This is a genomic window from Pseudomonas sp. 18.1.10, from assembly GCF_024655625.1.
Lineage (GTDB): Bacteria > Pseudomonadota > Gammaproteobacteria > Pseudomonadales > Pseudomonadaceae > Aquipseudomonas.
Map to the genome: position 1 here is coordinate 1 of NZ_JANLGL010000042.1, position 21,140 is coordinate 21,140.

The following is a 21,140-nucleotide window of genomic DNA, read 5'->3' on the forward strand; positions in this document are numbered from 1 at the left end:
ACAGGTGTATCAGTCAAATATGTATTCACTGACCCACCGCTTTCGCGAGCAAGCCCGCTCCCACACAAGCCCGCTCCCACAAGGGATCTCTATTCCAAGGCTGGCAACCAGACCGGCCAAAACCCGATTAACCGTAAGCCCGAGGACCAACCCCAACCCATTCTTGGAGTACTGCCATGAGCGCCAACGTCGACCAGAACAACCGCCCCGACTACGACCAGGTCTTGCAGGACATCGCCGACTACGTCCTCAACTACCGGATCGACTCCCCGGCCGCGCTGGACACCGCCCGCAACTGCCTGATGGACACCCTGGGTTGCGGCCTGCTGGCCCTGCGTTTTCCCGAATGCACCAAGCACCTGGGGCCGATTGTCGAAGGCACGGTGGTGCCGTTCGGCGCACGGGTGCCGGGTACTTCGTTCCGGCTCGACCCGGTCAAGGCGGCCTGGGACATCGGCTGCATCGTGCGTTGGCTCGACTACAACGACACCTGGCTCGCCGCCGAATGGGGCCACCCTTCGGATAACCTCGGTGGCATCCTCGCCGTGGCCGACCATCTTTCGCAAAAACGCGTAGCTCAAGGCGATGCGCCACTGACCGTGCGCGCGGTGCTGGACGCGATGATTATGGCCCACGAAATCCAGGGCGTGATTGCCCTGGAAAACGCCTTCAACCGTGTCGGCCTTGACCACGTGTTGCTGGTGAAAATCGCCTCCACCGCCGTGACCGCCAAGCTGATGGGCGCCAATCGCGAGCAACTGCTGGCGGCGTTGTCCCATGCCTTTGTCGATGGCCAAGCGCTGCGCACCTACCGCCATGCGCCGAATGCCGGCTCGCGCAAATCGTGGGCGGCGGGGGATGCGTCGAGTCGCGGCGTGCGCCTGGCCGACATCGCCCTGCGTGGCGAAATGGGCATCCCCGGCGTCTTGAGTGCGCCGCAATGGGGGTTCTACGACGTGCTGTTCAGCCACACCAACAAGGACCTGGCCCTCAAGCCCGAGGACAAGCGCGCCTTCAGCCTGTCCCAGCCCTACGGCACCTACGTGATGGAAAACGTGCTGTTCAAGATCAGCTTTCCCGCTGAATTCCACGCGCAAACCGCCTGCGAAGCCGCCGTGACCTTGCACCCGTTGGTCAAGGATCGCCTGCATGAAATCGAGCGCATCGTAATCACCACCCATGAGTCGGCGATCCGCATCATCTCCAAGGTCGGCCAACTGGCCAACGCCGCCGACCGTGACCACTGCCTGCAATACATGACCGCCGTGCCGCTGGCGTTCGGCAACCTGGTGGCCGAGCAGTACGAGGATGAGTTCCACGCTGCGCACCCGATCATCGACGCGTTGCGCGACAAGATGGTCATCGTCGAAGACCCGCGCTACAGCCGCGAATACCTGGAAGCGGACAAGCGCTCGATTGCCAACGCCGTGCAGGTGTTTTTCACGGACGGCTCCAGCACCGAGCAAGTGGCGGTGGAATACCCGATCGGCCATCGTCGGCGCCGGGTGGAGGGCATTCCGTTGCTGGAAGACAAGTTCAAGGCCAACCTGGCCACGCGGTTTACCGCGCAGCGCAGCGGGGAGATTTTTGCGTTGTGCAAGGATCAGGCGAAGCTTGAGGCCACGCCGGTGAACCGTTTTGTCGATCTGTGGGTGGTGTGAACAGGCTGCGCAAGGGCCAGGCTTAAAGCCTGAAGACTCGGCGGTTCACGCTTCCTACATTTGCGGAACCGTTTTCGGATAAATGCCAATCAGATAGTCAGGCGACCGGTGGTTACCGGTCGCCCGCCAAGTGCTCCCCGAGCCAAACCTTGAATCTGAAGAGGTACTCCAATGATTTGCACACATCCACAGGCTTATGCGCCTCACTACGCCAGTATTGATTTGTCTGCGCCCCCTGCGCCCATCCGGTACGCAGACAGTGCCCAGGCCCGCTCCGGGCACCTGACCGTGTCAGGTCCAGCGCTGCCTCAGGGGACGATGGCGTCACTACCGCGCGGGCTGTTTGCAACCCATGCGGGTTTGCAAAACCCAATGCCGCTGTCTAGCGTCGACGGGTCCACCCCACGGGGAGGCAGCCTGATGCACGATGGCGTAGGCCAGCTGGCCGGCGATATCAGGGCTGTACCCAACAGCCCGACGCCGCTCTCACGCTTGAGTGGGTTGAATGAGGGGGTCAGACTCCCGGACAGAGAGGTGATAGCGGGCAACGTTGACTCGTTCGTCGGCGATGTCAGGTCTGTACAACACAGCCCGACGCCGCTCTCACGCTTGAGTGCGTTGGATGATCGGTTCGGGCACCAGGACAGAGAGGTGATGCTGCGCAAAATCGACCAGTTCGTCGACGGTCTCAGCGCTTAACCCAACAGCCCGCCCGCACCTTCACGCGGCGTGTGTTGAACCGGGCGCTCAAGCGCGGGGGAGCCATCGCCAGTCAACAAGGCTTGTGATCGTGGTTTTCAGGTGGGCAACGCTACAGTCAATGTGGGAGCCAGCTCCCACATTTCTTTAGGTGTGGTTTATTCAACGCGCAGGGCTTACAGGCTGCCTTCAACATCTTCCAGGCTGAATGTCTCGGTGTGGTCGTCATACGAGAAAATCTCCGCATACCGCCCCCACGCCACCACGCTTTCCAGGGTTTTCTCCACGAACGCCTCGGTCATCGAGTCCTCCAGCTCCTGCTCGAAACGCACCCGTGGCGCGCGGTGCCCGCTGCGTTCGAGCAGCACCTGGTGAATGCGCGCGGCCAGCGGTACGTGCTGGATCAGGTGCTCGGCGAACAGCGTCTTGCGCTCCTGGGTGCCGTAGTCGGCAAACAACTTGCCGGCGTCGGTGAGGGTGATGTCAGCGCCCTTGAGTTCGGCGAAGCCCAGGTGCTCGAGCATTTCCGCCACGGGAAACAGGTCATCGACTTCCAGCAAGCGCCGCTCGGCCACGGTGGGCAAGCCGGCGTGGCCGTTGTAGGGCTCGGCGGCGAGGGTTTCGATCAGGCCGGCCATCAGGTTGGTGGAGACTTCCGGCAGCAGGCTGCTCATTTTCAACTCGGGCTTGCCGGCGCTGGCATCGGCGCTGCGCCGGTCGGTCATCAGCGCATAGATGTCATCGACCATTTGCCGGAAGGTCGGGTCCAGCCGGTTGCGCGGGTGGGCAAACGGCACCTTGATCTCGGCGACCACACGGCCGGGGTTGGAGGACAGCACGAGGATGCGGTCGCACATCAGCACCGCTTCTTCGATGTTGTGGGTCACGATCAGGATCGATTTGATCGGCAGTTGCTTGCCACTCCACAGGTCCAGCAAGTCGGTGCGCAGGGTTTCGGCGGTGAGCACGTCAAGGGCAGAGAAGGGTTCGTCCATCAGCAGCAGGGTCGGGTTGACCACCAGGCCACGGGCAAACCCGACGCGCTGGCGCATGCCGCCGGACAGCTCGCGGGGGTAGGCGTTTTCAAAGCCGTCCAGGCCGATCAGGTCGATGGCGGCGAGGGCGCGCCGGCGGGTTTCCTTGCGTTCGACCTGCAAGGCTTGCAGGCCCGCTTCGACGTTTTCCAACACCGTCAGCCAAGGGAACAGGGCGAAGGTCTGGAACACCATGGCCACGCCTTCGGCCGGGCCGGTCAGCGGTACGCCGTGGTAGTGCACTTCGCCCGACGACGGCTGGATCAGCCCGGCAATGATGCGCAGCAGGGTGGATTTGCCGGAGCCGGAGCGCCCGAGCATGCCGACGATCTCGCCTTCGTGCAGGCTCAGGTCGACGCCGCTGAGCACGTGCAGTTCATCTTTGCCTTTGCCGAACACCCGGTTCACATTTTTCAGCGAATAGATTTGCGGGGTGTCGGTGGTGTGTTCGGTCGTGGTAGTCATCTGGGTGCATCCCCCTCAATTCAGACGCAGTTTGTTTTCCGCCAGGGCGTACATCGGGCGCCAGACCGCGCGGTTGAAGGCCACCACAAAGATCGACATCACCACCACGCCCAGGGCGATCTTCGGGAAGTCGCCGGCAGCGGTGGTTTGTGCGATGTAGGCGCCAAGGCCGTGGGCGACCACGTTGTCCTGGCCCCAGGACACGTACTCGGAAACGATGCTGGCGTTCCATGCGCCACCGGAGGCGGTAATCGCACCGGTGACGTAGTAGGGGAAAATCCCCGGCAGCATCACCTTGCGCCACCACAACCAGCCGCGAATGCGGAAGTTGGCCGCGGCTTCCTTGTAGTCATTGGGAAACGCGCTGGCACCGGCCACCACGTTGAACAGGATGTACCACTGGGTGCCGAGCACGATCAGCGGGCTGAGCCAGATGTCCGGGTTGAGGTGGTAATGCAGGATCACGATGACAAACACCGGGAACAGCAGGTTCGCCGGGAACGCCGCGAGGAACTGCGCCACGGGCTGGATCTTTTGCGCCAGGCGCGGGCGCAGGCCGATCATCACCCCCAGCGGCACCCAGATCAGCGAGGCAATCAGGATCAAGCCCGTCACCCGCAGCAGGGTAATCAAACCGAGCACGAAGACGTGGCCGACCTCGGCGAAGGTCACTTCGGTGCCGACGTACTGCACGATGTGGTACAGCGCGTAGGCGGTCAGCGCGGCAATCAGCGTGCCCCACAGCCAATCGATCACTTTGGAGGCCGCCGGTGATTCCGTTGGCAACGCCTTGAGCGCACCACCGGCCAGGCTGAAGCGTTTGTTGCCGATACGGCTGATGCTGCGGGTGATGGGGCGCAGGATGCGCTGGACCATGCGCGTGCGTTGGATCAGGTTCAACACCCAGGATTGCGGCGCGGCGCCCTGGGAAGCGGTGGTTTCCATGCGGAATTTGTCGGCCCAGGCCACCAGCGGGCGGAACAGGAACTGGTCGTAGATCAGGATCACCGCGATCATCGCGAGGATCACGTACCCCACCGCATGCAGGTCTTTCTGCGCGATGGCCAGGGCCAGGTACGAACCCACGCCGGGCAAGGTGATGGTCTTGTCGCCCACGGTGATGGCCTCGGAAGCGACCACAAAAAACCAGCCGCCGGACATGCTCATCATCATGTTCCACACCAGGCCGGGCATGGCGAAGGGCACGTCGAGCTTCCAGAAACGTTGCCAGCCCGACAGCCGCAGGTTGGTGGACACTTCCACCAGGTCATGGGGCAGCATGCGCAGCGACTGGTAGAAGCTGAACGTCATGTTCCAGGCCTGGCTGGTGAAGATCGCAAAAATCGCCGCGAACTCGGCGCCGAGCACACGGCCGGGAAACAGCAGCAGGAAGAAGGTCACCGTAAACGAGATGTAGCCGAGCACCGGCACCGATTGCAGGATGTCGAGCACCGGCACCAGGAGTTTTTCGGCGCGCCGGCTTTTTGCCGCCAGGGTGCCGTAGAGAAAGGTGAACACCAGCGCTGCCACCATCGCCGCGAGCATGCGCAAGGTGGTGCGCATGGCGTATTCCGGCAGGTTGGCCGGGTCGAGGGAGATAACCTCGCTCTGCAACGTGTCGATGGGCGCCCAGGTTTCCCGTGCGGTGATGGAAAAAAACAGCAGAAAGCCGATCACCAGCGGCAGGGCGACCAGGTCCCAGCGATTGGGCAGCAAGCGCAAGGTGGAGGCTGGTATGTAGTGACGCAGCACTTTATTCATAGGCAGTCATTCCTGCTGCGTTCAGGTTCAGCGGTGGCGATGGGGTGAGCTTAGCTTCTATGCGAAAGCTCCTCCGAGAACGGGCGGCTGCGCTTTCTCGGAGATGCAGGTAGCAGCGCATCAGGACGATGGCTGCTGGTGGGATGATACGTTTCTGAATGTTACAAGCGGATAAATTTCCTGTCAGTTCGCTGTACGAAAAGCGGCTGGGGCATTGGCTCCCCGGGCGCTTGAGGGTTATTCAAAGCGCAGGATGACCCGGCGGTTGTGCTTGCTCTTCTTCTCGATCTTTTCGCAAAACACCCGGCCGATTTCCTCGGTGTTGATTACATGGGTGCCGCCGCACGGTTGGATATCCACCCCGGCAATTTCAATGATGCGCACCGAGCCTTGCACCACCGGCGGCGCAACCGCCTGGGTGCGGGTGATTTGCAGCAGGGTCGAATACTCCGAGGCGGGCATCGACAGGGCCTTCACCGTGTGGGCCTGTTCGATCAGCGCATTGAGGTCGCGGGTGATGCTGTCCTTGTCGAGGGTCATTTCCGGCAGGTCGAAATCCAGGCGACCTTTGTCGGCGCTGATGCTGCAACCGGTCACAGGGGCGTCGATGATCGAGCACAACAGGTGCAGGCAGGTGTGCATCTTCATGTGCTGGTAGCGCCGCTCCCAATCGAGGCCGGCGTCAACCTGCACGCCCGAGGTCAATTGTTCGGGACAGTGTTCCACCTGGTGCCAGATGATCGAGCGCAGCACCGGGTCGCGCACGGTGCCGACGACCTCGACCCGCGTGCCATCGGCCAGGGTGAAGTGGCCGGTGTCGCCCGGCTGCCCGCCGCCCGTGGGGTAGAACAGGGTGTGCTCCAGGGCGATGCCGTGTTCGCTGACGGCGATGACCCGAGCGCTGAACGCATTCTGGTAGGGCGCGCTGTCGAACAGCGCCAGGGTTTCCATGGTGTGCACGGACATGTTCAACCTCCAACGTTCAAAGGGCTGGTTTGCAACAAGTGACGCACCATTGCACTCAGGCCAGGGGGGGAAAGCAGGGTGATTTCAAACTCCGGGCCGCAGACCTTCAGGTTCAGCGGCAGGCGCGGCAGGTGGCTATCGGCTTCAATGCGGTGCAGGCGAAATTGCAGGTGGTGGCGCTCTTTCACCGTCGGCTCCAGCATCAAGCCCTGCAAGGGGTGAAAGTCGGCGTCCAGCACCGTGACCTTGTGGTTGGCGTTGATTTCGCCGACCACGTGCAGACGCTCGTCGAGGGCAAAGGCGCCGAGGTAATTGCTGTGCTCGGACTCGTCGTTTTTTTGCAGCTGCACCTGATTGACCACCTTGACCTTGGTGCCCGCTGGCACGTCCTGGGTTATCACGCAGGACGGGCTGATAAACACGTTGTCGCCGATCAGCACATAGCCCAGCACGCGCGCGCCGGAGCCGATCTCGACGTTGTTGCCCAGGCGCGGGTGGCGCTTGCCGTCCGGGTTGTTGGCGATGCCACGGGCACCGAGGGTCACGCCGCAGAGGATGTAGCAGTCGTTGCCGATCTCGCAGGTTTCGCCGATCACCGTGCCGTAGCCGTGGTCCAGCACAAAGCGCCGGCCGATACGCGCCGCCGGGTGGATCTCGGCGCCGGAGAGGATCTTGCCCTGGTTGCTGAGCTTGAGGGCCATGCGCGAAAACACGCCGTTGACCTGGTCGGGGAAGTTCCACACCAAGTGCGCCAGGCGATAGAACAGCACCGCCTTGAACGAGGCGTAGGACTCCAGGATCAGTTCACCGCGCCCCCGCGACGCCGGGTCACGGTAGGCGTAGGCGATCAAGTCTTCGGCCACGGCCTGGGCGGCGTTCTGCACCAAAGGCGCCAGGTGCGGTTCCAGCTGCTTCATCTGCGCAGGCGTCAGGGTCTTGATGAGGTGGGTGAGCAACTCATCGTGCAGCTGTTGCATGTCAATAAAGCCCCCCATGGAGGCACCCCCGCATTCTGGATGGTTGGGAAACCGCTTATTCGAAACTGGGCAGGTAGCTGTCGGCATTGTCGTAGACCATGGTCAGTACCACTGTTTCGGGCGGCAGCTCCGGGGCAAGCCGGGCGATGGCGACCATGTTGGCGGCCGAGGACAGGCCCAGGCTGATGGCATCCGTGCGCATGATGCGTTTCATCATGTCGATGCACTCCTGGCGCGACACCTTGAGCATGCCGTCCAGCACATCCAGGTTGAGGATGCTCGGGATCAGGCCGATCGACAGGCCCTGGATATGGTGCGGTGCGTGCTGGTTTTTCAGCAGGTCGCACTCTTCCGGCTCCACGCCCATGACGCGCATCGCCGGCCAGGCGGCCTTGAGGGTTTCGCCGATGCCGGTGATGTGGCCACCGGTGCCGATGCCGCTGACAAAGTAGTCCGCACGCCGCTCACCAAAGGCGCGCAGGATCTCGGGGGCGGTGGTGTCGCGGTGGGTTTGCGGGTTGGCGCCATTGCGTTGCTGGTTGAGCATCACGTAGCTGGGGTTTTCCAGTTGCAGTTCCAGGCACTTTTCGCCGTGGGAATTGTTGCCCAGGCGACTGTCCGACAGCACCACCTTGGCGCCGTAGAGACGCAGCAGCTTTTGCTTTTCGGGGCTGTAGTTGTCGGGGATCACCAGCACCACTTTGTAGCCCAGCACGTTGCCCGCCATCACCAGGCCAATGCCGGTGTTGCCGCCGCTGGGCTCGATGATGGTTTGCCCGGCGTCACGGATCAGCACGCCACGGCGCTCGGCGTCGAGGATCATGCCCAGGGCGATGCGCGCCTTGTGGCTGCCGCCGGGGTTGAGGGATTCGAGCTTGGCGTAGACCTCGATGCCGAGGTCTTCGGAAAACTGCGCCAGGCGCACAATCGGCGTATGGCCGATGACGTCGAGAATGGAGTTATGCAGCATCAGTCAGCCCCCGGCTCAATACAACGGCATGTCGGGTTCGACGTCGCGCACCCAATGCTTCATGCCACCCTGCAACACTTTGGTGTTGGCGAAGCCGGCCGCCAGCAGGGTGGTGGCCGCTTGCTCGGCGCGGGTGCCGGCATAACAGATCAGGTAGTGGGTGTTGTCGCGGCTGAGGCTGTCGAGTTGCCCATCCAGTTCGGCCAGGGGGATGTGCACCACGCCTGGCAATTTGCACACTTCCAGCTCGCTGGCGTCGCGCACGTCCAGCAGTACGTCGGCGCTGCGGGGATGTTCGAGCAGTTGCTTGAGCACGCGCGGCTTGATGTAGCGTTCGGCGGCCAGCGATGGCGCGCCGGGCACGGCGTCGGCGCAGACCGCCGGTGCCTGGGTTACGCTCTGGCGCAGGTCCGAGCAGCACGGGCAGTCGGCGCGACGCTTGAAGCGGATCTCGCTGAATTTCATCGCCAGCGCATCGAAGCGCATCAGGCGACCGGACAAGGGTTCGCCGATGCCGATCAGCAACTTGATCGCCTCGGTGGCCTGGATCATCCCGACCACGCCCGGCAGCACGCCAATCACCCCGCCGGCGCTGCAGTTGGGCGCCAGCTCGGCGGGCGGCGCCTGGGGGAACAGGCAGCGGTAGCACGGCCCACCTTTATAGTTGAGCACGCTGATCTGCCCGTCGAAGCGGTAGATGGCGCCGTACACCAAGGGTTTGCCCAGCTGGACGCAGGCGTCGTTGACCCGGTAGCGGGTGTCGAAATTGTCGGTGCCGTCGATCACCAGGTCGTAGGCGCCCACCAGTTCGAGGGCGTTGTCGGCATTCAGGGCGGTGTCGTGGGCGTTGATCTGGATATGGCGGTTGAGGTCTTGCAGGCGCTGCTTGGCGGACTCGACCTTGGGCATGCCCAATGTGCTGTTGCCGTGGACGATCTGGCGTTGCAGGTTGCTGCTTTCCACCACGTCGAAATCCACCAGCCCCAGGGTGCCGACGCCGGCCGCCGCGAGATAGAGGCTGATGGGCGAGCCCAGGCCGCCGGTGCCGATGATAAGTACCTTGGCTTTCTTCAGGTTCAACTGGCCTTCGCGGCCGACGCCGGGCAGGGTGATATGGCGCACGTAACGTTGCACTTCTTCATTGCTCAACGTCTGCACATCCATGCCGCCCGAAGTGGCGAGCAACACTTCGATCCGGGCTTTCCCTGGGAGTGGATCGTCGGCGCCGATCAGCTCTTCCTCCGCAGTAAACAGGAAGTGTTCCTTGAGCTGGTTGTTCTTTTCGTGGAACAGGTGCGGGCGCAACTGCGGGTGGCTGTTACAGAGGTTTTCAATGACTTCGCGCAATGTCGATCCGGTGCCCTCAAGGGTCGATTCTGGCAGCTTGGCCACGCGAACCAGAATGTCGGGGAAAGAGACAGCGTTCATGGACAACTCCGTGTGCAGGTCGTTGAAAGGGTTAAGGGCGAAATGCTTGCCATCCCAGGCAAACAGCTTTGAACACAGGGCCTGGCCCTGGCGAACATCGACCACCAGGTAGCTCACGGGGAAGATCGGTTCGCCCATGAATAGCGCCTTGTCCTGGTCTTCGTCGCTGAAGTAGGCGCCGACGTCGGGGTGGGAGTGATAGATCACCACCACCGGGTTGTCGCTGCGAAACGCCTTGTTCAGCAGCAGGGTGTCGGCCACCGAGAAGGTGTAGCCGTTGGCGGCGGTGCGTGGGTAGATCTCGGGGTTCTTTCGGTGCAGCTCGTTCTGGATATTGCTGCCCAGATGCACACTGCCGTCGGCGAAGACGAAACCACAGCATTCCTCAGGATAGCTGCGGCTGGCGTGGGCGTAGATCTGTTCCAGGGCATTGGGGCGGAGGACGTCCATGTTTCTCTCGCGTCTGTTGAAGGTCATTTTTTCTTGGCCAGGAGTTTTTCAACCGGCAGCTTGGTGATCGCAAAACCGGCCAGCAGGATGGCCGAATACAGCATCAGGTCGCGGGAAATCGCCACGCCTTCGTACCAGGCGCCGATGATTACCGCGAACACCGGGAAGATGATGAACACGAACGACAGGATGATCGGGCTCAGGCGCTTGAGCAGCATGAAGTACACGATGAAGCCGCCGACCGAGGCGACCAGCCCGAGATAGAACAGCGCACTCCAGGAGCGCAGGGTGATGCTGTCGAAGCTGGGGGTTTCAAACCACAGCCCGGCCACGAACAGCATCAGCCCGGCAATGCCGATGGGCAGGGTGTTGTAGGTAATCACGCTGATGGCGCTGCCTTTTTGCTTGGTAATGACGTAGCACAAGGCGTGCATGATCGCGGCGGTCAGAATCGCCAGCACCCCGAAGAACTCGGCGTGGTCCAGGTGCAGGCCCTGGCTCTTGATAATCATGTAGAGGCTGCCGAAACCGATACCGATGCCGACCACCTGGGAGAAGTAGATGCGCTCGCGCAGGAACAGCGCGGAGAAAATCAGGATGAACACCGGCATGCAACTGAACAGCAGGGCGGTCAGGCCGGACGACACATGCATTTCGCCGTAGTTGAGCAGGTAATAGGGAACGCTGAAGTAGGAAAGGGTCACGAACACAAAGAACCAGCGGCTTTCCCGGGGGAACAGGATCGGCTCGCGGCGCACCATGGCAAAACACAGGAACAGCGGAAAGGCGATCAGGAAGCGCAGGCCCGCGGAGGTCAGCGGCGGCACACTCTCCACGGCGATCTTGATCCCCAGCCAGGTGGTGCCCCAGCTCAGGCACACGATGAGAAACATCAGGCTGGTGACCAGGCCGGCCAACCACTGTTTCTGGGATTTGGTTTTTTCAGCGTTTTCGAGAACGGCGGACATTGGCATCGTTTATTGCTTCCCTGAGCCGGAATTGAACTCTATATTGAACTTGTAATGAGTTATTAAATTCGGCGATTGAACCCGTAAAAGCACACTATTAGGGCGAAAGATGGCTGTCAAAACAAATATTGACATGGTGTCAATTATGCGTGAGGGGTTGTCCAGCGGGCAGGGCGTGAAGTACAAGCGCCTGTCCGATGTCATGGAACGGGGCATCCTCGAAGGGCTGATTGAACCAGGACGGAAGCTACCGCCCCATCGGGTGCTTTCCGACAATCTTGGGGTGACCATCGGCACCATCAGCCGGGCCTACGGCGAACTGGAACGCCTGGGGTTGGTCGTGGCGCGGGTGGGGGACGGCACGTTCGTGCGCAAGCGTGGGATGGAGCGCCAGCGTGATGAAGGCTTTCGCAACTTCAGCGAAGAGCCGCGCCAATACTTCGACATGAGCCGCAACATGCATATCCCCGGGCAGGAGACGACGTTCCTCGCCCAGAGCCTGCAAACCCTGGCCACCAGCGCCAAGTTCCTCCAGGACATCAGTGCGTACACGCCCGATGCCGGCCTGCCGCGCTACCGCGAAGCCGGCGCGCAATGGCTGGTGCAGCGTGACTTCCATCCGATTCCCGAGCAGGTCATCTGCGTCAACGGCGGCCAGCATGGTTTGCTCTGCGCGATGATGGCGTTGCTGCGCGCGGGCGATACGGTGGTCACCGAACAATTGACGTACCCGGGGTTGATTACCGCAGCCCGTATGCTGGGCGTGCGCTTGATCGGCCTGGAGATGGACGAGGAGGGCGTGCTGCCGGGGGCCTTGGAGGAAGTCTGCCGTAACCACCGGGTTTCGGCGTTGTATTGCACACCGACCATCCAGAACCCGACGACGGCGGTCCTGTCGATTTCGCGCCGGGAGGCGTTGGCCAGGGTGTGCCGGGAGCACAACCTGCTGATACTCGAAGACGAGGCCCACGGCGTGTTGGTGGAAGATCGTCCGCCGCCCCTCAGTTATTTCGCGCCCGAGCGTACGATTTTGATCAGCAGCCTGAGCAAGGCGGTGTCTGCGGGGTTGCGGGTGGGGTATGTGCATGCGCCGCCGGCGCTGGTCAGCCGTATTTCGGCGGCGCTGCGCTCGACCTGCTGGATGGCCACACCGGTCACGCTGGAACTGGCGACACAGTGGATCGAAAACGGCACGGCGGAGTATCTGCTGCGTCAGCAGATCCACGAGATCAGCCGCCGCAAAACCCTGGTCGAGGGGCTGTTGACCGGGCTTGAGTACCGCACGCACCTGAACAGCCCGCACTTCTGGATCGAAGTCCCGGAACCGTGGCGCGCATCGGAAATTGAGGCGGAGCTTAAGCAGAATAATTACCTGATCGCCACGGCCGAGGCGTTTGCCGTAGGGCAGACGGCGGTGCCGCAGTTTATTCGGGCGAGTGTTTGCAATACATCGGGGGACGATCAGCTGTTGTTGGCGGGGTTTGATGCGTTGGCGACGGCGCTGGGGCAGGGTGGGGGGCGGTTTCAGTTGTAGGCAGGGTTACCGCGTTATCGTTCTTCGCAGGCAAGCCAGCTCCCACATTTGACGGCATTTCAAGGTTAGAACTCGGTCAAAATGTGGGAGCGGGCTTGCCTGCGAAGAGGCCAGCCCAGGCAACACAACTACTTGAACCGACGCTCCACACCCTTCTCCACCAAAATCTTCGCGGAAATCTCCTCCACCGAAAAGTGCGTGGAATTGATATGCGCAATATTCTCGCGACGGAACAGATTTTCCACTTCACGCACTTCGAATTCGCACTGCGCATAGCTGGAATAACGGCTATTGGGCTTGCGCTCGTTGCGGATCGAGGTGAGGCGGTCCGGGTCGATGGTCAGGCCGAACAGTTTGTGCCGGTGTGAGCGCAAGGCCGCAGGCAGCGTCAGGTGTTCCATGTCGTCCTCGGTCAGCGGGTAGTTGGCCGCGCGGATGCCGAATTGCATTGCCATGTACAGGCAGGTCGGCGTCTTGCCGCAGCGGGATACGCCCACCAGGATCAGGTCGGCCTTGTCGTAGTAATGCGTGCGGGCGCCGTCGTCGTTGTCGAGGGCGAAGTTCACCGCCTCGATACGCTCCATATAGTTGGAGTTGTGCCCAATGGAATGGGACTTTCCTACCGAGTACGAGGAGTGTTCACTCAGCTCTTGTTCCAGCGGCGCGAGGAACGTCGAGAAGATGTCGATCATGAAACCATTGGAAGTCGCGAGGATCTCACGAATGTCCTGATTGACAATGGTGTCGAAAATGATCGGCCGAAAGCCGTCTTTTTCAGCCGCCAGATTGATTTGTTGTACCATGGCCCGCGCTTTATCCACGCTGTCGATATACGGCCGCGTGAATTTGGCGAAGGTAATGTTTTCGAACTGCGCCAACAGGCTTTGACCCAATGTTTCGGCGGTGATGCCGGTGCCGTCGGAGATAAAGAAAGCAGATCGTTTCATTTGAGCCCTGGGCCTTAAGCTGATGACGAATCTTGGATATGATAGGCGCGATTTTGCCGTCCCGCAGTGGGCCGCATTCTCACTTATTTTCCAGGTCCAGGCCACAAGCGCTGGCGAAAGCTCCTACTGAGCAGCCGGCGTCCTGAGCTTTTCCAACACAGTTAGTGGAGAGATCACCTTGGTAGAGTACGTAGTTTCCCTCGATAAGCTCGGCGTCCATGATGTAGAGCACGTGGGGGGCAAGAACGCATCCCTCGGCGAGATGATCAGTAATCTTGCAGGCGCTGGTGTGTCGGTGCCGGGTGGTTTTGCCACCACGGCCCAGGCTTACCGCGATTTCCTCGAACTGAGCGGCCTCAACGCTCAGATCCACGCCGCGCTGGACGCACTGGACGTCGATGACGTCAACGCTCTGGCCAAGACCGGCAGCCAGATCCGTCAATGGATCATGGACGCCGAGTTCCCCGAGAAGCTCAACGAAGAAATCCGCACCGCCTTCGCCGAACTGTCGGCTGGCAACCCGGACGTGGCCGTTGCCGTGCGTTCTTCGGCCACCGCCGAAGACTTGCCGGACGCCTCGTTCGCCGGCCAGCAGGAAACCTTCCTGAACATCCGTGGCGTGGAAAACGTGATCCGCGCGGCCAAGGAAGTGTTCGCCTCGCTGTTCAACGATCGCGCAATTTCCTACCGTGTACACCAAGGTTTCGACCACAAGCTGGTAGCCCTGTCTGCCGGCGTGCAGCGCATGGTGCGTTCGGAAACCGGCACCGCCGGCGTCATGTTCACCCTCGATACCGAATCGGGCTTCCGTGACGTGGTGTTTATCACCGGCGCCTACGGCCTGGGGGAAACCGTCGTACAAGGCGCGGTCAACCCGGACGAATTCTACGTCCACAAGCACACCCTTGAAGCCGGTCGCCCGGCCATCCTGCGCCGCAACCTGGGCAGCAAGGCCATCAAGATGATCTACGGCGACGAAGCCAAGGCCGGCCGTTCGGTGAAAACCGTTGACGTCGACAAGGCTGATCGCGCGCGTTTCTGCCTGACCGACGCTGAAGTCAGCGAATTGGCCAAGCAAGCGATGATTATCGAAAAGCACTACAAGTGCCCGATGGACATCGAGTGGGCCAAAGATGGCGACGACGGCAAGCTGTACATCGTGCAGGCTCGCCCGGAAACCGTGAAGAGCCGCACTTCGGCCAACGTCATGGAACGCTACCTGCTGAAAGAAACCGGCACCGTGCTGGTGGAAGGCCGTGCCATCGGCCAGCGCATTGGCGCCGGCAAGGTGCGGATCATCAAGGACGTGTCCGAAATGGACAAAGTCCAGCCCGGTGACGTGCTGGTCTCCGACATGACCGACCCGGACTGGGAGCCGGTGATGAAACGCGCCAGCGCCATCGTCACCAACCGTGGCGGGCGTACCTGCCACGCGGCGATCATCGCCCGTGAGCTGGGGATTCCTGCGGTCGTGGGCTGCGGCAACGCGACCCAACTGCTCAAAGATGGCCAGGGCGTGACTGTTTCCTGCGCCGAAGGCGACACCGGCTTCATCTTTGAAGGCGAGCTGGGCTTCGACATCAAGCAAAACTCCATCGATGCCATGCCCGACCTGCCGTTCAAGATCATGATGAACGTCGGCAACCCGGACCGCGCCTTCGACTTTGCGCAGTTGCCGAACGCCGGCGTGGGCCTGGCCCGCCTGGAGTTCATCATCAACCGCATGATCGGCGTGCACCCCAAGGCCCTGTTGAACTACGACGGCCTGCCGCTGGACATCAAGGAAAGCGTCGACAAGCGCATCGCCGGCTACAACGACCCGGTGGGTTTCTATGTCGAGAAGCTGGTGGAAGGCATCAGCACCCTGGCGGCGGCGTTCTACCCGAAAAAGGTCATCGTGCGCCTGTCGGACTTCAAGTCCAACGAATACGCCAACCTGATCGGCGGCAAGCTCTACGAGCCGGAAGAAGAAAACCCGATGCTGGGTTTCCGTGGTGCCTCGCGTTACATCAGCGAAGCGTTCCGCGACTGCTTCGAACTCGAATGCCGCGCCCTCAAGCGCGTGCGTAACGAGATGGGCCTGACCAACGTCGAGATCATGGTGCCGTTCGTGCGCACCCTGGGTGAAGCGAGCCAGGTGGTGGACCTGCTGGCTGAGAACGGCCTGTCCCGTGGCGAGAACGGCCTGCGCGTGATTATGATGTGCGAACTGCCATCCAACGCCATCCTGGCCGAAGAGTTCCTGGAATTCTTCGACGGTTTCTCCATCGGTTCCAACGACCTGACCCAGCTGACCCTGGGCCTGGACCGCGACTCCGGGATCATTGCGCACCTGTTCGACGAGCGTAATCCTGCGGTGAAGAAGCTGCTGGCCAACGCTATCCAGGCCTGTAACAAGGCCGGCAAGTACATCGGCATCTGCGGCCAAGGCCCTTCCGACCACCCGGACCTGGCCAAGTGGCTGATGGAACAGGGTATCGAGAGCGTCTCGCTGAACCCCGATTCCGTGTTGGAAACCTGGTTCTTCCTGGCGGAAGGCCAAGCGTCCGCCTAAAGTCGGTACGTCAAAAGTGCCGGTCACTCGTTGAGGGTGACCGGCATTCTTATCTGTACAGGGCGGGCCTCCTCGCGGACGCCGCCCTTTTTTGTGCAAGAGCATTATGCAAAGCAGCAGCAACCTGTTTCCCGTCGCCCTGATAAGCGCTGAACGTCGTGGCGACCTGAGTGAAGATGTCTATCGCCTCAAACCCGGTAACAGTCCCGACGGCACCGTCGAGCTGGCGGTTACCCGTTTGGGCCAGGCCGATGTCCCGGAAAACCGGGGCATCCCCGTTATTTTGTTGCACGGCAGTTTTTCCAACCGCCGCTTCTGGTATTCGCCCAAGGGGCTCGGCCTGGGCGCCCACCTGGCACGCCAGGGGTTTGATGTGTGGATCCCGGAAATGCGTGGGCATGGCCTGTCCAAGCGCAATCATGACTATGCGCGCAATCGTGTCGCGGACTATGCGCGCTACGATTTGCCGGCGATTGGCGCGTTTGTGCGTGAGCAAAGCGGGCAGATCCCGCATTGGGTCGGTCATTCGTTGGGCGCCACCAGCTTGGCTGCGGCCCTGGGTGGGCAACACCTGGGCGCGCCGGCAGCGGCTTCGGTGGCACTGTTTGGCTGTCAGGTCAGTCGCACGCATTGGCCGTTGAAACTGCCGCCGCTGGAGTGGACGGGCCGCTTGCTGTTGAAACGCTTCGGCGAGATTTCCGGCACACGGTTCAAGCGCGGCCCGGAGGACGAACCGGCGGGTGTGCTGATCGAAGCCATGCGCTGGAACGGCCTGTTTGGACGTTTTGGCGAAGGTAAAAATGATTGGTGGAAAGGCCTGGCCGATGTCGAGGTGCCGCTCTTGGCGGTCAGTGCTGCCGGCGACCTTCAAGACCCGGACTGGGCCTGTCGCAAGCTGTTCGAGCAGGTGGGCTCCGAGCATCGCCAGTACCTGTGCCTGGGGCGCCAGCAGGGTTTCAGCGGGGATTTCGGCCACGTAGAGATGCTGGTCAGCAAGGCGGCGCAAGCTGAAGTGTGGCCGTTGGTGGCGCAGTGGTTGAAGGACCCGCTCACACCTTTGTTCGGGGCCTCGGCCGCAACCGTCGCCGAGGTTTGATGGAGCGCTCAGCCACGGGCGTTTCGCTCCATTACGGTTACGGCTAAGATATGACGCGCTGGACGCTTCTGGTCATATTCAGTCGCGCAGTGGCTATTGCGTTGCGGCGGTGCGAGTGGGATGTTGCCCACCTGCTTCGACCGGCACTTCCTTGAAAGACACTTCTTTGACAGAAAGGAATTTTTTCGATGAACCATTACGTGACCCCCGACCTGTGCGACGCCTACCCGGAGCTGGTGCAGGTCGTCGAGCCGATGTTCAGCAACTTTGGTGGCCGAGACTCCTTTGGTGGTGAGATCGTCACCATCAAGTGCTTCGAAGATAACTCGCTGGTCAAGGAACAAGCCGACCAGCCGGGGGCTGGCAAGGTGCTGGTGGTCGATGGTGGTGGTTCACTGCGCCGCGCGCTGCTGGGTGACATGATCGCCGAGAAAGCCGCGAAAAATGGTTGGGAAGGGCTGGTGATCTACGGTTGCATCCGTGATGTCGATGTCATCGCGCAGACCGACCTGGGGGTGCAGGCGCTGGCCAGCCATCCGATGAAGACCGAAAAGCGCGGCATCGGCGACCTCAACGTGGTGGTCACGTTTGCCGGCGTGACGTTCCGCCCGGGTGAGTACATCTACGCCGACAACAATGGCGTGATCGTGTCGCCAAGCCCGCTGAAAATGCCTGAATAAACCGCAATAGCCGATGGGGTGAGGATGTTCGAGGAAGAAAACGCGCAATGGGGGCTGGTGCATGCCCTGGTGCTGGACGGTAAAGGCGGTGCGCGTTCGATTGCCCGGACTGAGCTCGACGACTTGCAATTGCAGCCCCAGGAAAGCCTGTGGCTGCATTGGGATCGCAGCCATCCCCAGACGCAGACCTGGCTGCGCAAATCCAGTGGCCTGAGCGAATTCGCCTGTGACCTGCTGCTGGAGGAGAACACCCGCCCGCGCCTGTTGCCGTTGCCGGACGCCGAGTTGCTGCTGTTTTTGCGAGGGGTCAACCTCAACCCGGGCGCCGAGCCGGAAGACATGGTCTCGGTGCGCATCTTTGCCGCGGCCAGTCGCGTGATTTCCCTGCGGTTGCGGCCGTTGCGCGCCACCGATGAGCTGCTGGTGCAATTGGCGGATGGCAAAGGTCCTAAAACGGCGTCAGAACTTATCCTTTATATGGCGCAGTACCTGACCAATAAAGTGCAGGATCTGGTCACCGACCTGTCTGAAATCGTCGATGCCGAGGAAGAAAAACTCGATACCGACGAACGGTATACCCCGGAGCATGGCAGCGTTTTGCAGATCCGTCGGCGAGCGGCCGGGCTCAAGCGATTCCTCGCGCCGCAGCGGGATATTTTTGCCCAGCTGACACGGATCAAATTGCCGTGGTTCTGCGACGACGATGCCGACTATTGGAACGAATTGAACAACAGCCTGACCCGCTACCTGGAAGAGCTTGAATTGACCCGGGAGCGCGTGGGGCTTGTGCTGGAAGCCGAAGACCGGCGTTTGAGCGTGCGGATGAATCGCACGATGTACCGTTTTGGCATCATCACCGGGATCTTCCTGCCGATGAGCTTTCTGACCGGCTTGCTGGGGATCAATGTGGGCGGGATTCCGTTCTCTGCCAGCCCCTATGGGTTTGTGATTGCATGCCTGTTGATGGTGTCAGTGGCACTGGGGCAATGGTGGTTGTTTCGACGATTGCGCTGGGTTTGACCTGAATATGACCTGAACGTAGGAAGGGTCCTATGTGACCCCAAGAATTTAACCCTCGTCTTTTAAAACACTTGCGAGAGGTCTTTATGCACGATCCGTTCGAACAGTCTTTGCGTGACATGCTCAATGCTTCGCCGTCCAACCGTGACGACGACGCCTGCCTGGGCCGCGTGTTGAAAACCGCCAACCGTCAGGTAGGGGCGGGTGATTTGTTCGGTCTGCTCGGGCGTTGGCTGCCGGCGTTGATGATGGCCCTGAACAACGGTTCGGCCCACGTATCACCGGTTTCCCGTCGTAAACCTCTTGCTCGCACTGCTGATAAGGCTGATTGAATATGGAACTTGATCTCTGGACCCAGAGCCTGGTCACCGCGATGACCGCATTGTGGACCAAGGTGGCGAACTTCATTCCCAACCTGTTTGGGGCCCTGGTCCTGGTATTGCTGGGTTTTGTCGTGGCCAAGCTGCTCGACACCCTGCTGTCCAAGCTGCTCGCCAAACTCGGCCTCGACCGCTTGATGGCAGGCACCGGCCTGACCAAGCTGCTGGGGCGTGCCGGGCTGCAAGTGCCGATCTCGACACTGATCGGCAAGATCGTCTATTGGTTTGTTTTGCTGATTTTTCTGGTTTCTGCGGCTCAATCCCTTGGCCTTGAGCGAGTTTCAGCTACGCTCGACATGCTGGCGCTGTATTTGCCGAAGGTTTTCGGCGGCGCGCTGGTACTGCTGGTAGGCGTTTTACTGGCGCAACTGGCCAATGGCCTGGTGCGCGGAGCTGCTGAAGGCGTGGGGCTGGACTATGCCGCCGGCCTGGGGCGAATTGCCCAGGGCCTGGTGATTATCATCAGTATTTCGGTGGCGATCAGCCAGTTGGAGGTCAAGACTGACCTGCTCAACCACGTGATTGTGATCGTTTTGATTACCGTTGGTCTGGCCGTTGCGCTGGCCATGGGCTTGGGAAGCCGGGAAATTGCCGGCCAGATTCTTGCGGGAATCTATGTGCGTGAGTTGTATCAGGTTGGGCAACAGGTGCGTGTAGGCGAGGTCGAAGGGCAAATCGAGGAGATCGGCACAGTCAAGACGACGGTGCTGACCGATGACGGCGACCTGGTGTCGCTGTCCAATCGGATCCTCCTTGAACAGCAGGTCAGTAGCCGCTAACCCGGCAAACCCTGCTAATGTACGCCGCCGCAAACCCGGCTGACCGGGCTGTAGCGGACATTGACCTGACTGTCGGCACGACTTGTTTTGAATAAAGCCCAAACGCTGTCCACGCGCTATGACCCCCGTGAGCTCTCTGATGAGGAGTTGGTCGCGCGCTCGCACACGGAGCTGTTTCACGTAACTCGCGCGTACGAAGAATTGATGCGCAGGTATCAACGCACTCTGTTCAACGTTTGTTCAAGGTATTTAGGGAACGATAGAGATGCGGATGATGTCTGTCAGGAAGTGATGCTCAAGGTGCTGTATGGCTTGAAGAACTTCGAGGGCAAATCGAAGTTCAAGACATGGCTATATAGCATCACGTACAACGAGTGCATCACGCAGTATCGTAAGGAACGGCGCAAGCGTCGCTTGATGGACGCCTTGAGTCTGGACCCCCTTGAGGAGGCGTCTGAAGAAAAGACGCCGGCACCCGAGGACAAGGCTGGACTCGATCGCTGGTTGGTGTATGTGAACCCGATTGACCGCGAAATCCTGGTGCTACGATTTGTCGCAGAACTGGAATTTCAGGAAATCGCTGACATCATGCACATGGGTTTGAGTGCTACAAAAATGCGTTACAAACGTGCTCTAGATAAATTACGTGAGAAATTTGCGGGCGAGACTGAAACTTAGTGCGTGGCAAATATCTCTTACGTGTAGGCAAGTTCTGTTAGACTTGTCGCCGAGTTGTCCCCCGGTTTGTGGGACTGCTTTACAATCACCAGA

18 protein-coding genes are annotated in these 21,140 nt (G+C 60.8%); 10 read left to right on the forward strand and 8 right to left on the reverse strand.

Annotated features, from left to right (window positions below; all coding sequences use genetic code 11):
• The first annotated feature begins 176 nt into the window (after window positions 1-176).
• Window positions 177-1,661, forward strand: a complete 1,485-nt coding sequence (prpD, locus tag NUV89_RS10010) for a 2-methylcitrate dehydratase (protein ID WP_257781151.1) — start codon at window positions 177-179, stop codon at window positions 1,659-1,661.
• 420 nt (window positions 1,662-2,081) lie between these two features.
• Complete coding sequence (locus NUV89_RS10015; protein WP_257781152.1) at window positions 2,082-2,360, forward strand: hypothetical protein; 279 nt, start codon at window positions 2,082-2,084, stop codon at window positions 2,358-2,360.
• Between the two features lie 176 nt (window positions 2,361-2,536).
• Here NUV89_RS10015 and NUV89_RS10020 read toward each other — a convergent pair whose 3' ends face one another.
• The 7 genes from NUV89_RS10020 to NUV89_RS10050 all read right to left on the reverse strand — a co-directional run bounded on the left by NUV89_RS10020 (window position 2,537) and on the right by NUV89_RS10050 (window position 11,328).
• A complete protein-coding gene (locus NUV89_RS10020; RefSeq protein ID WP_257781153.1) occupies window positions 2,537-3,859 on the reverse strand; it encodes a nitrate/sulfonate/bicarbonate ABC transporter ATP-binding protein in 1,323 nt (440 codons plus the stop codon).
• Between the two features lie 15 nt (window positions 3,860-3,874).
• Entirely contained in the window at window positions 3,875-5,620 is a 1,746-nt protein-coding gene (locus tag NUV89_RS10025) for an ABC transporter permease subunit (RefSeq protein ID WP_257781154.1), read from the reverse strand.
• 237 nt (window positions 5,621-5,857) lie between these two features.
• Window positions 5,858-6,586 (reverse strand): alanyl-tRNA editing protein, encoded by a 729-nt coding sequence (locus NUV89_RS10030; RefSeq protein WP_257781155.1) that lies wholly within the window; start codon window positions 6,584-6,586, stop codon window positions 5,858-5,860.
• A gap of 2 nt (window positions 6,587-6,588) precedes the next feature.
• Window positions 6,589-7,581 carry a serine O-acetyltransferase gene (locus NUV89_RS10035; RefSeq protein ID WP_257781156.1) on the reverse strand — a complete coding sequence of 331 codons (993 nt, stop codon included), beginning with the start codon at window positions 7,579-7,581 and terminating at the stop codon, window positions 6,589-6,591.
• Window positions 7,582-7,618: 37 nt separating this feature from the next.
• The gene (locus tag NUV89_RS10040) at window positions 7,619-8,533 is read right to left on the reverse strand and encodes a PLP-dependent cysteine synthase family protein (RefSeq protein WP_257781157.1); all 915 of its coding nucleotides are present in this window, start codon (window positions 8,531-8,533) and stop codon (window positions 7,619-7,621) included.
• 15 nt (window positions 8,534-8,548) lie between these two features.
• Window positions 8,549-10,411, reverse strand: coding sequence for a molybdopterin-synthase adenylyltransferase MoeB (gene moeB / locus NUV89_RS10045; RefSeq protein WP_257781158.1), 1,863 nt, complete (start codon window positions 10,409-10,411; stop codon window positions 8,549-8,551).
• Between the two features lie 23 nt (window positions 10,412-10,434).
• A complete protein-coding gene (locus NUV89_RS10050; protein WP_177325364.1) occupies window positions 10,435-11,328 on the reverse strand; it encodes a DMT family transporter in 894 nt (297 codons plus the stop codon).
• 160 nt (window positions 11,329-11,488) lie between these two features.
• On the opposite strand from NUV89_RS10050, the gene NUV89_RS10055 reads away from it, so the two are divergent.
• Entirely contained in the window at window positions 11,489-12,913 is a 1,425-nt protein-coding gene (locus NUV89_RS10055; RefSeq protein WP_257781159.1) for a PLP-dependent aminotransferase family protein, read from the forward strand.
• Between the two features lie 128 nt (window positions 12,914-13,041).
• Here NUV89_RS10055 and NUV89_RS10060 read toward each other — a convergent pair whose 3' ends face one another.
• Window positions 13,042-13,860, reverse strand: a complete 819-nt coding sequence (locus NUV89_RS10060; RefSeq protein ID WP_017739558.1) for a pyruvate, water dikinase regulatory protein — start codon at window positions 13,858-13,860, stop codon at window positions 13,042-13,044.
• Between the two features lie 178 nt (window positions 13,861-14,038).
• Here NUV89_RS10060 and ppsA point away from each other — a divergent pair, with 178 nt between their 5' ends.
• From ppsA to sigX, 7 genes are all read left to right on the forward strand, one after another.
• Window positions 14,039-16,414, forward strand: a complete 2,376-nt coding sequence (ppsA, locus tag NUV89_RS10065) for a phosphoenolpyruvate synthase (RefSeq protein WP_124526656.1) — start codon at window positions 14,039-14,041, stop codon at window positions 16,412-16,414.
• Between the two features lie 106 nt (window positions 16,415-16,520).
• On the forward strand, window positions 16,521-17,510 hold the full coding sequence (locus NUV89_RS10070; protein WP_257781160.1) for an alpha/beta fold hydrolase: 990 nt from the start codon (window positions 16,521-16,523) through the stop codon (window positions 17,508-17,510).
• Between the two features lie 188 nt (window positions 17,511-17,698).
• A complete protein-coding gene (rraA, locus tag NUV89_RS10075; RefSeq protein WP_257781161.1) occupies window positions 17,699-18,190 on the forward strand; it encodes a ribonuclease E activity regulator RraA in 492 nt (163 codons plus the stop codon).
• 24 nt (window positions 18,191-18,214) lie between these two features.
• Window positions 18,215-19,210, forward strand: a complete 996-nt coding sequence (locus NUV89_RS10080) for a zinc transporter ZntB (RefSeq protein ID WP_207041693.1) — start codon at window positions 18,215-18,217, stop codon at window positions 19,208-19,210.
• An 86-nt stretch (window positions 19,211-19,296) separates the two neighbouring features.
• A complete protein-coding gene (locus NUV89_RS10085) occupies window positions 19,297-19,542 on the forward strand; it encodes a hypothetical protein (protein WP_005790375.1) in 246 nt (81 codons plus the stop codon).
• 2 nt (window positions 19,543-19,544) lie between these two features.
• Window positions 19,545-20,369, forward strand: coding sequence for a mechanosensitive ion channel domain-containing protein (locus NUV89_RS10090; RefSeq protein WP_003175519.1), 825 nt, complete (start codon window positions 19,545-19,547; stop codon window positions 20,367-20,369).
• An 87-nt stretch (window positions 20,370-20,456) separates the two neighbouring features.
• Window positions 20,457-21,047 carry an RNA polymerase sigma factor SigX gene (gene sigX / locus NUV89_RS10095; RefSeq protein WP_124526653.1) on the forward strand — a complete coding sequence of 197 codons (591 nt, stop codon included), beginning with the start codon at window positions 20,457-20,459 and terminating at the stop codon, window positions 21,045-21,047.
• The last annotated feature ends 93 nt before the right edge of the window (window positions 21,048-21,140 follow it).

Excerpts from the sequence above, each read along its gene's own strand:
- NUV89_RS10015 (WP_257781152.1), top strand. The coding sequence starts at position 2,082 with ATGCACGATGGCGTAGGCCAGCTGGCCGGCGATATCAGGGCTGTACCC.
- prpD (WP_257781151.1), top strand. The coding sequence starts at position 177 with ATGAGCGCCAACGTCGACCAGAACAACCGCCCCGACTACGACCAGGTC.
- rraA (WP_257781161.1), top strand. The coding sequence starts at position 17,699 with ATGAACCATTACGTGACCCCCGACCTGTGCGACGCCTACCCGGAGCTG.
- NUV89_RS10090 (WP_003175519.1), top strand. The coding sequence starts at position 19,545 with ATGGAACTTGATCTCTGGACCCAGAGCCTGGTCACCGCGATGACCGCA.
- NUV89_RS10080 (WP_207041693.1), top strand. The coding sequence starts at position 18,215 with ATGTTCGAGGAAGAAAACGCGCAATGGGGGCTGGTGCATGCCCTGGTG.
- NUV89_RS10020 (WP_257781153.1), bottom strand. The coding sequence starts at position 3,859 with ATGACTACCACGACCGAACACACCACCGACACCCCGCAAATCTATTCG.
- NUV89_RS10085 (WP_005790375.1), top strand. The coding sequence starts at position 19,297 with ATGCACGATCCGTTCGAACAGTCTTTGCGTGACATGCTCAATGCTTCG.
- NUV89_RS10025 (WP_257781154.1), bottom strand. The coding sequence starts at position 5,620 with ATGAATAAAGTGCTGCGTCACTACATACCAGCCTCCACCTTGCGCTTG.
- NUV89_RS10040 (WP_257781157.1), bottom strand. The coding sequence starts at position 8,533 with ATGCTGCATAACTCCATTCTCGACGTCATCGGCCATACGCCGATTGTG.
- moeB (WP_257781158.1), bottom strand. The coding sequence starts at position 10,411 with ATGGACGTCCTCCGCCCCAATGCCCTGGAACAGATCTACGCCCACGCC.
- NUV89_RS10070 (WP_257781160.1), top strand. The coding sequence starts at position 16,521 with ATGCAAAGCAGCAGCAACCTGTTTCCCGTCGCCCTGATAAGCGCTGAA.
- NUV89_RS10030 (WP_257781155.1), bottom strand. The coding sequence starts at position 6,586 with ATGTCCGTGCACACCATGGAAACCCTGGCGCTGTTCGACAGCGCGCCC.
- NUV89_RS10060 (WP_017739558.1), bottom strand. The coding sequence starts at position 13,860 with ATGAAACGATCTGCTTTCTTTATCTCCGACGGCACCGGCATCACCGCC.
- NUV89_RS10055 (WP_257781159.1), top strand. The coding sequence starts at position 11,489 with ATGGCTGTCAAAACAAATATTGACATGGTGTCAATTATGCGTGAGGGG.
- NUV89_RS10035 (WP_257781156.1), bottom strand. The coding sequence starts at position 7,581 with ATGGGGGGCTTTATTGACATGCAACAGCTGCACGATGAGTTGCTCACC.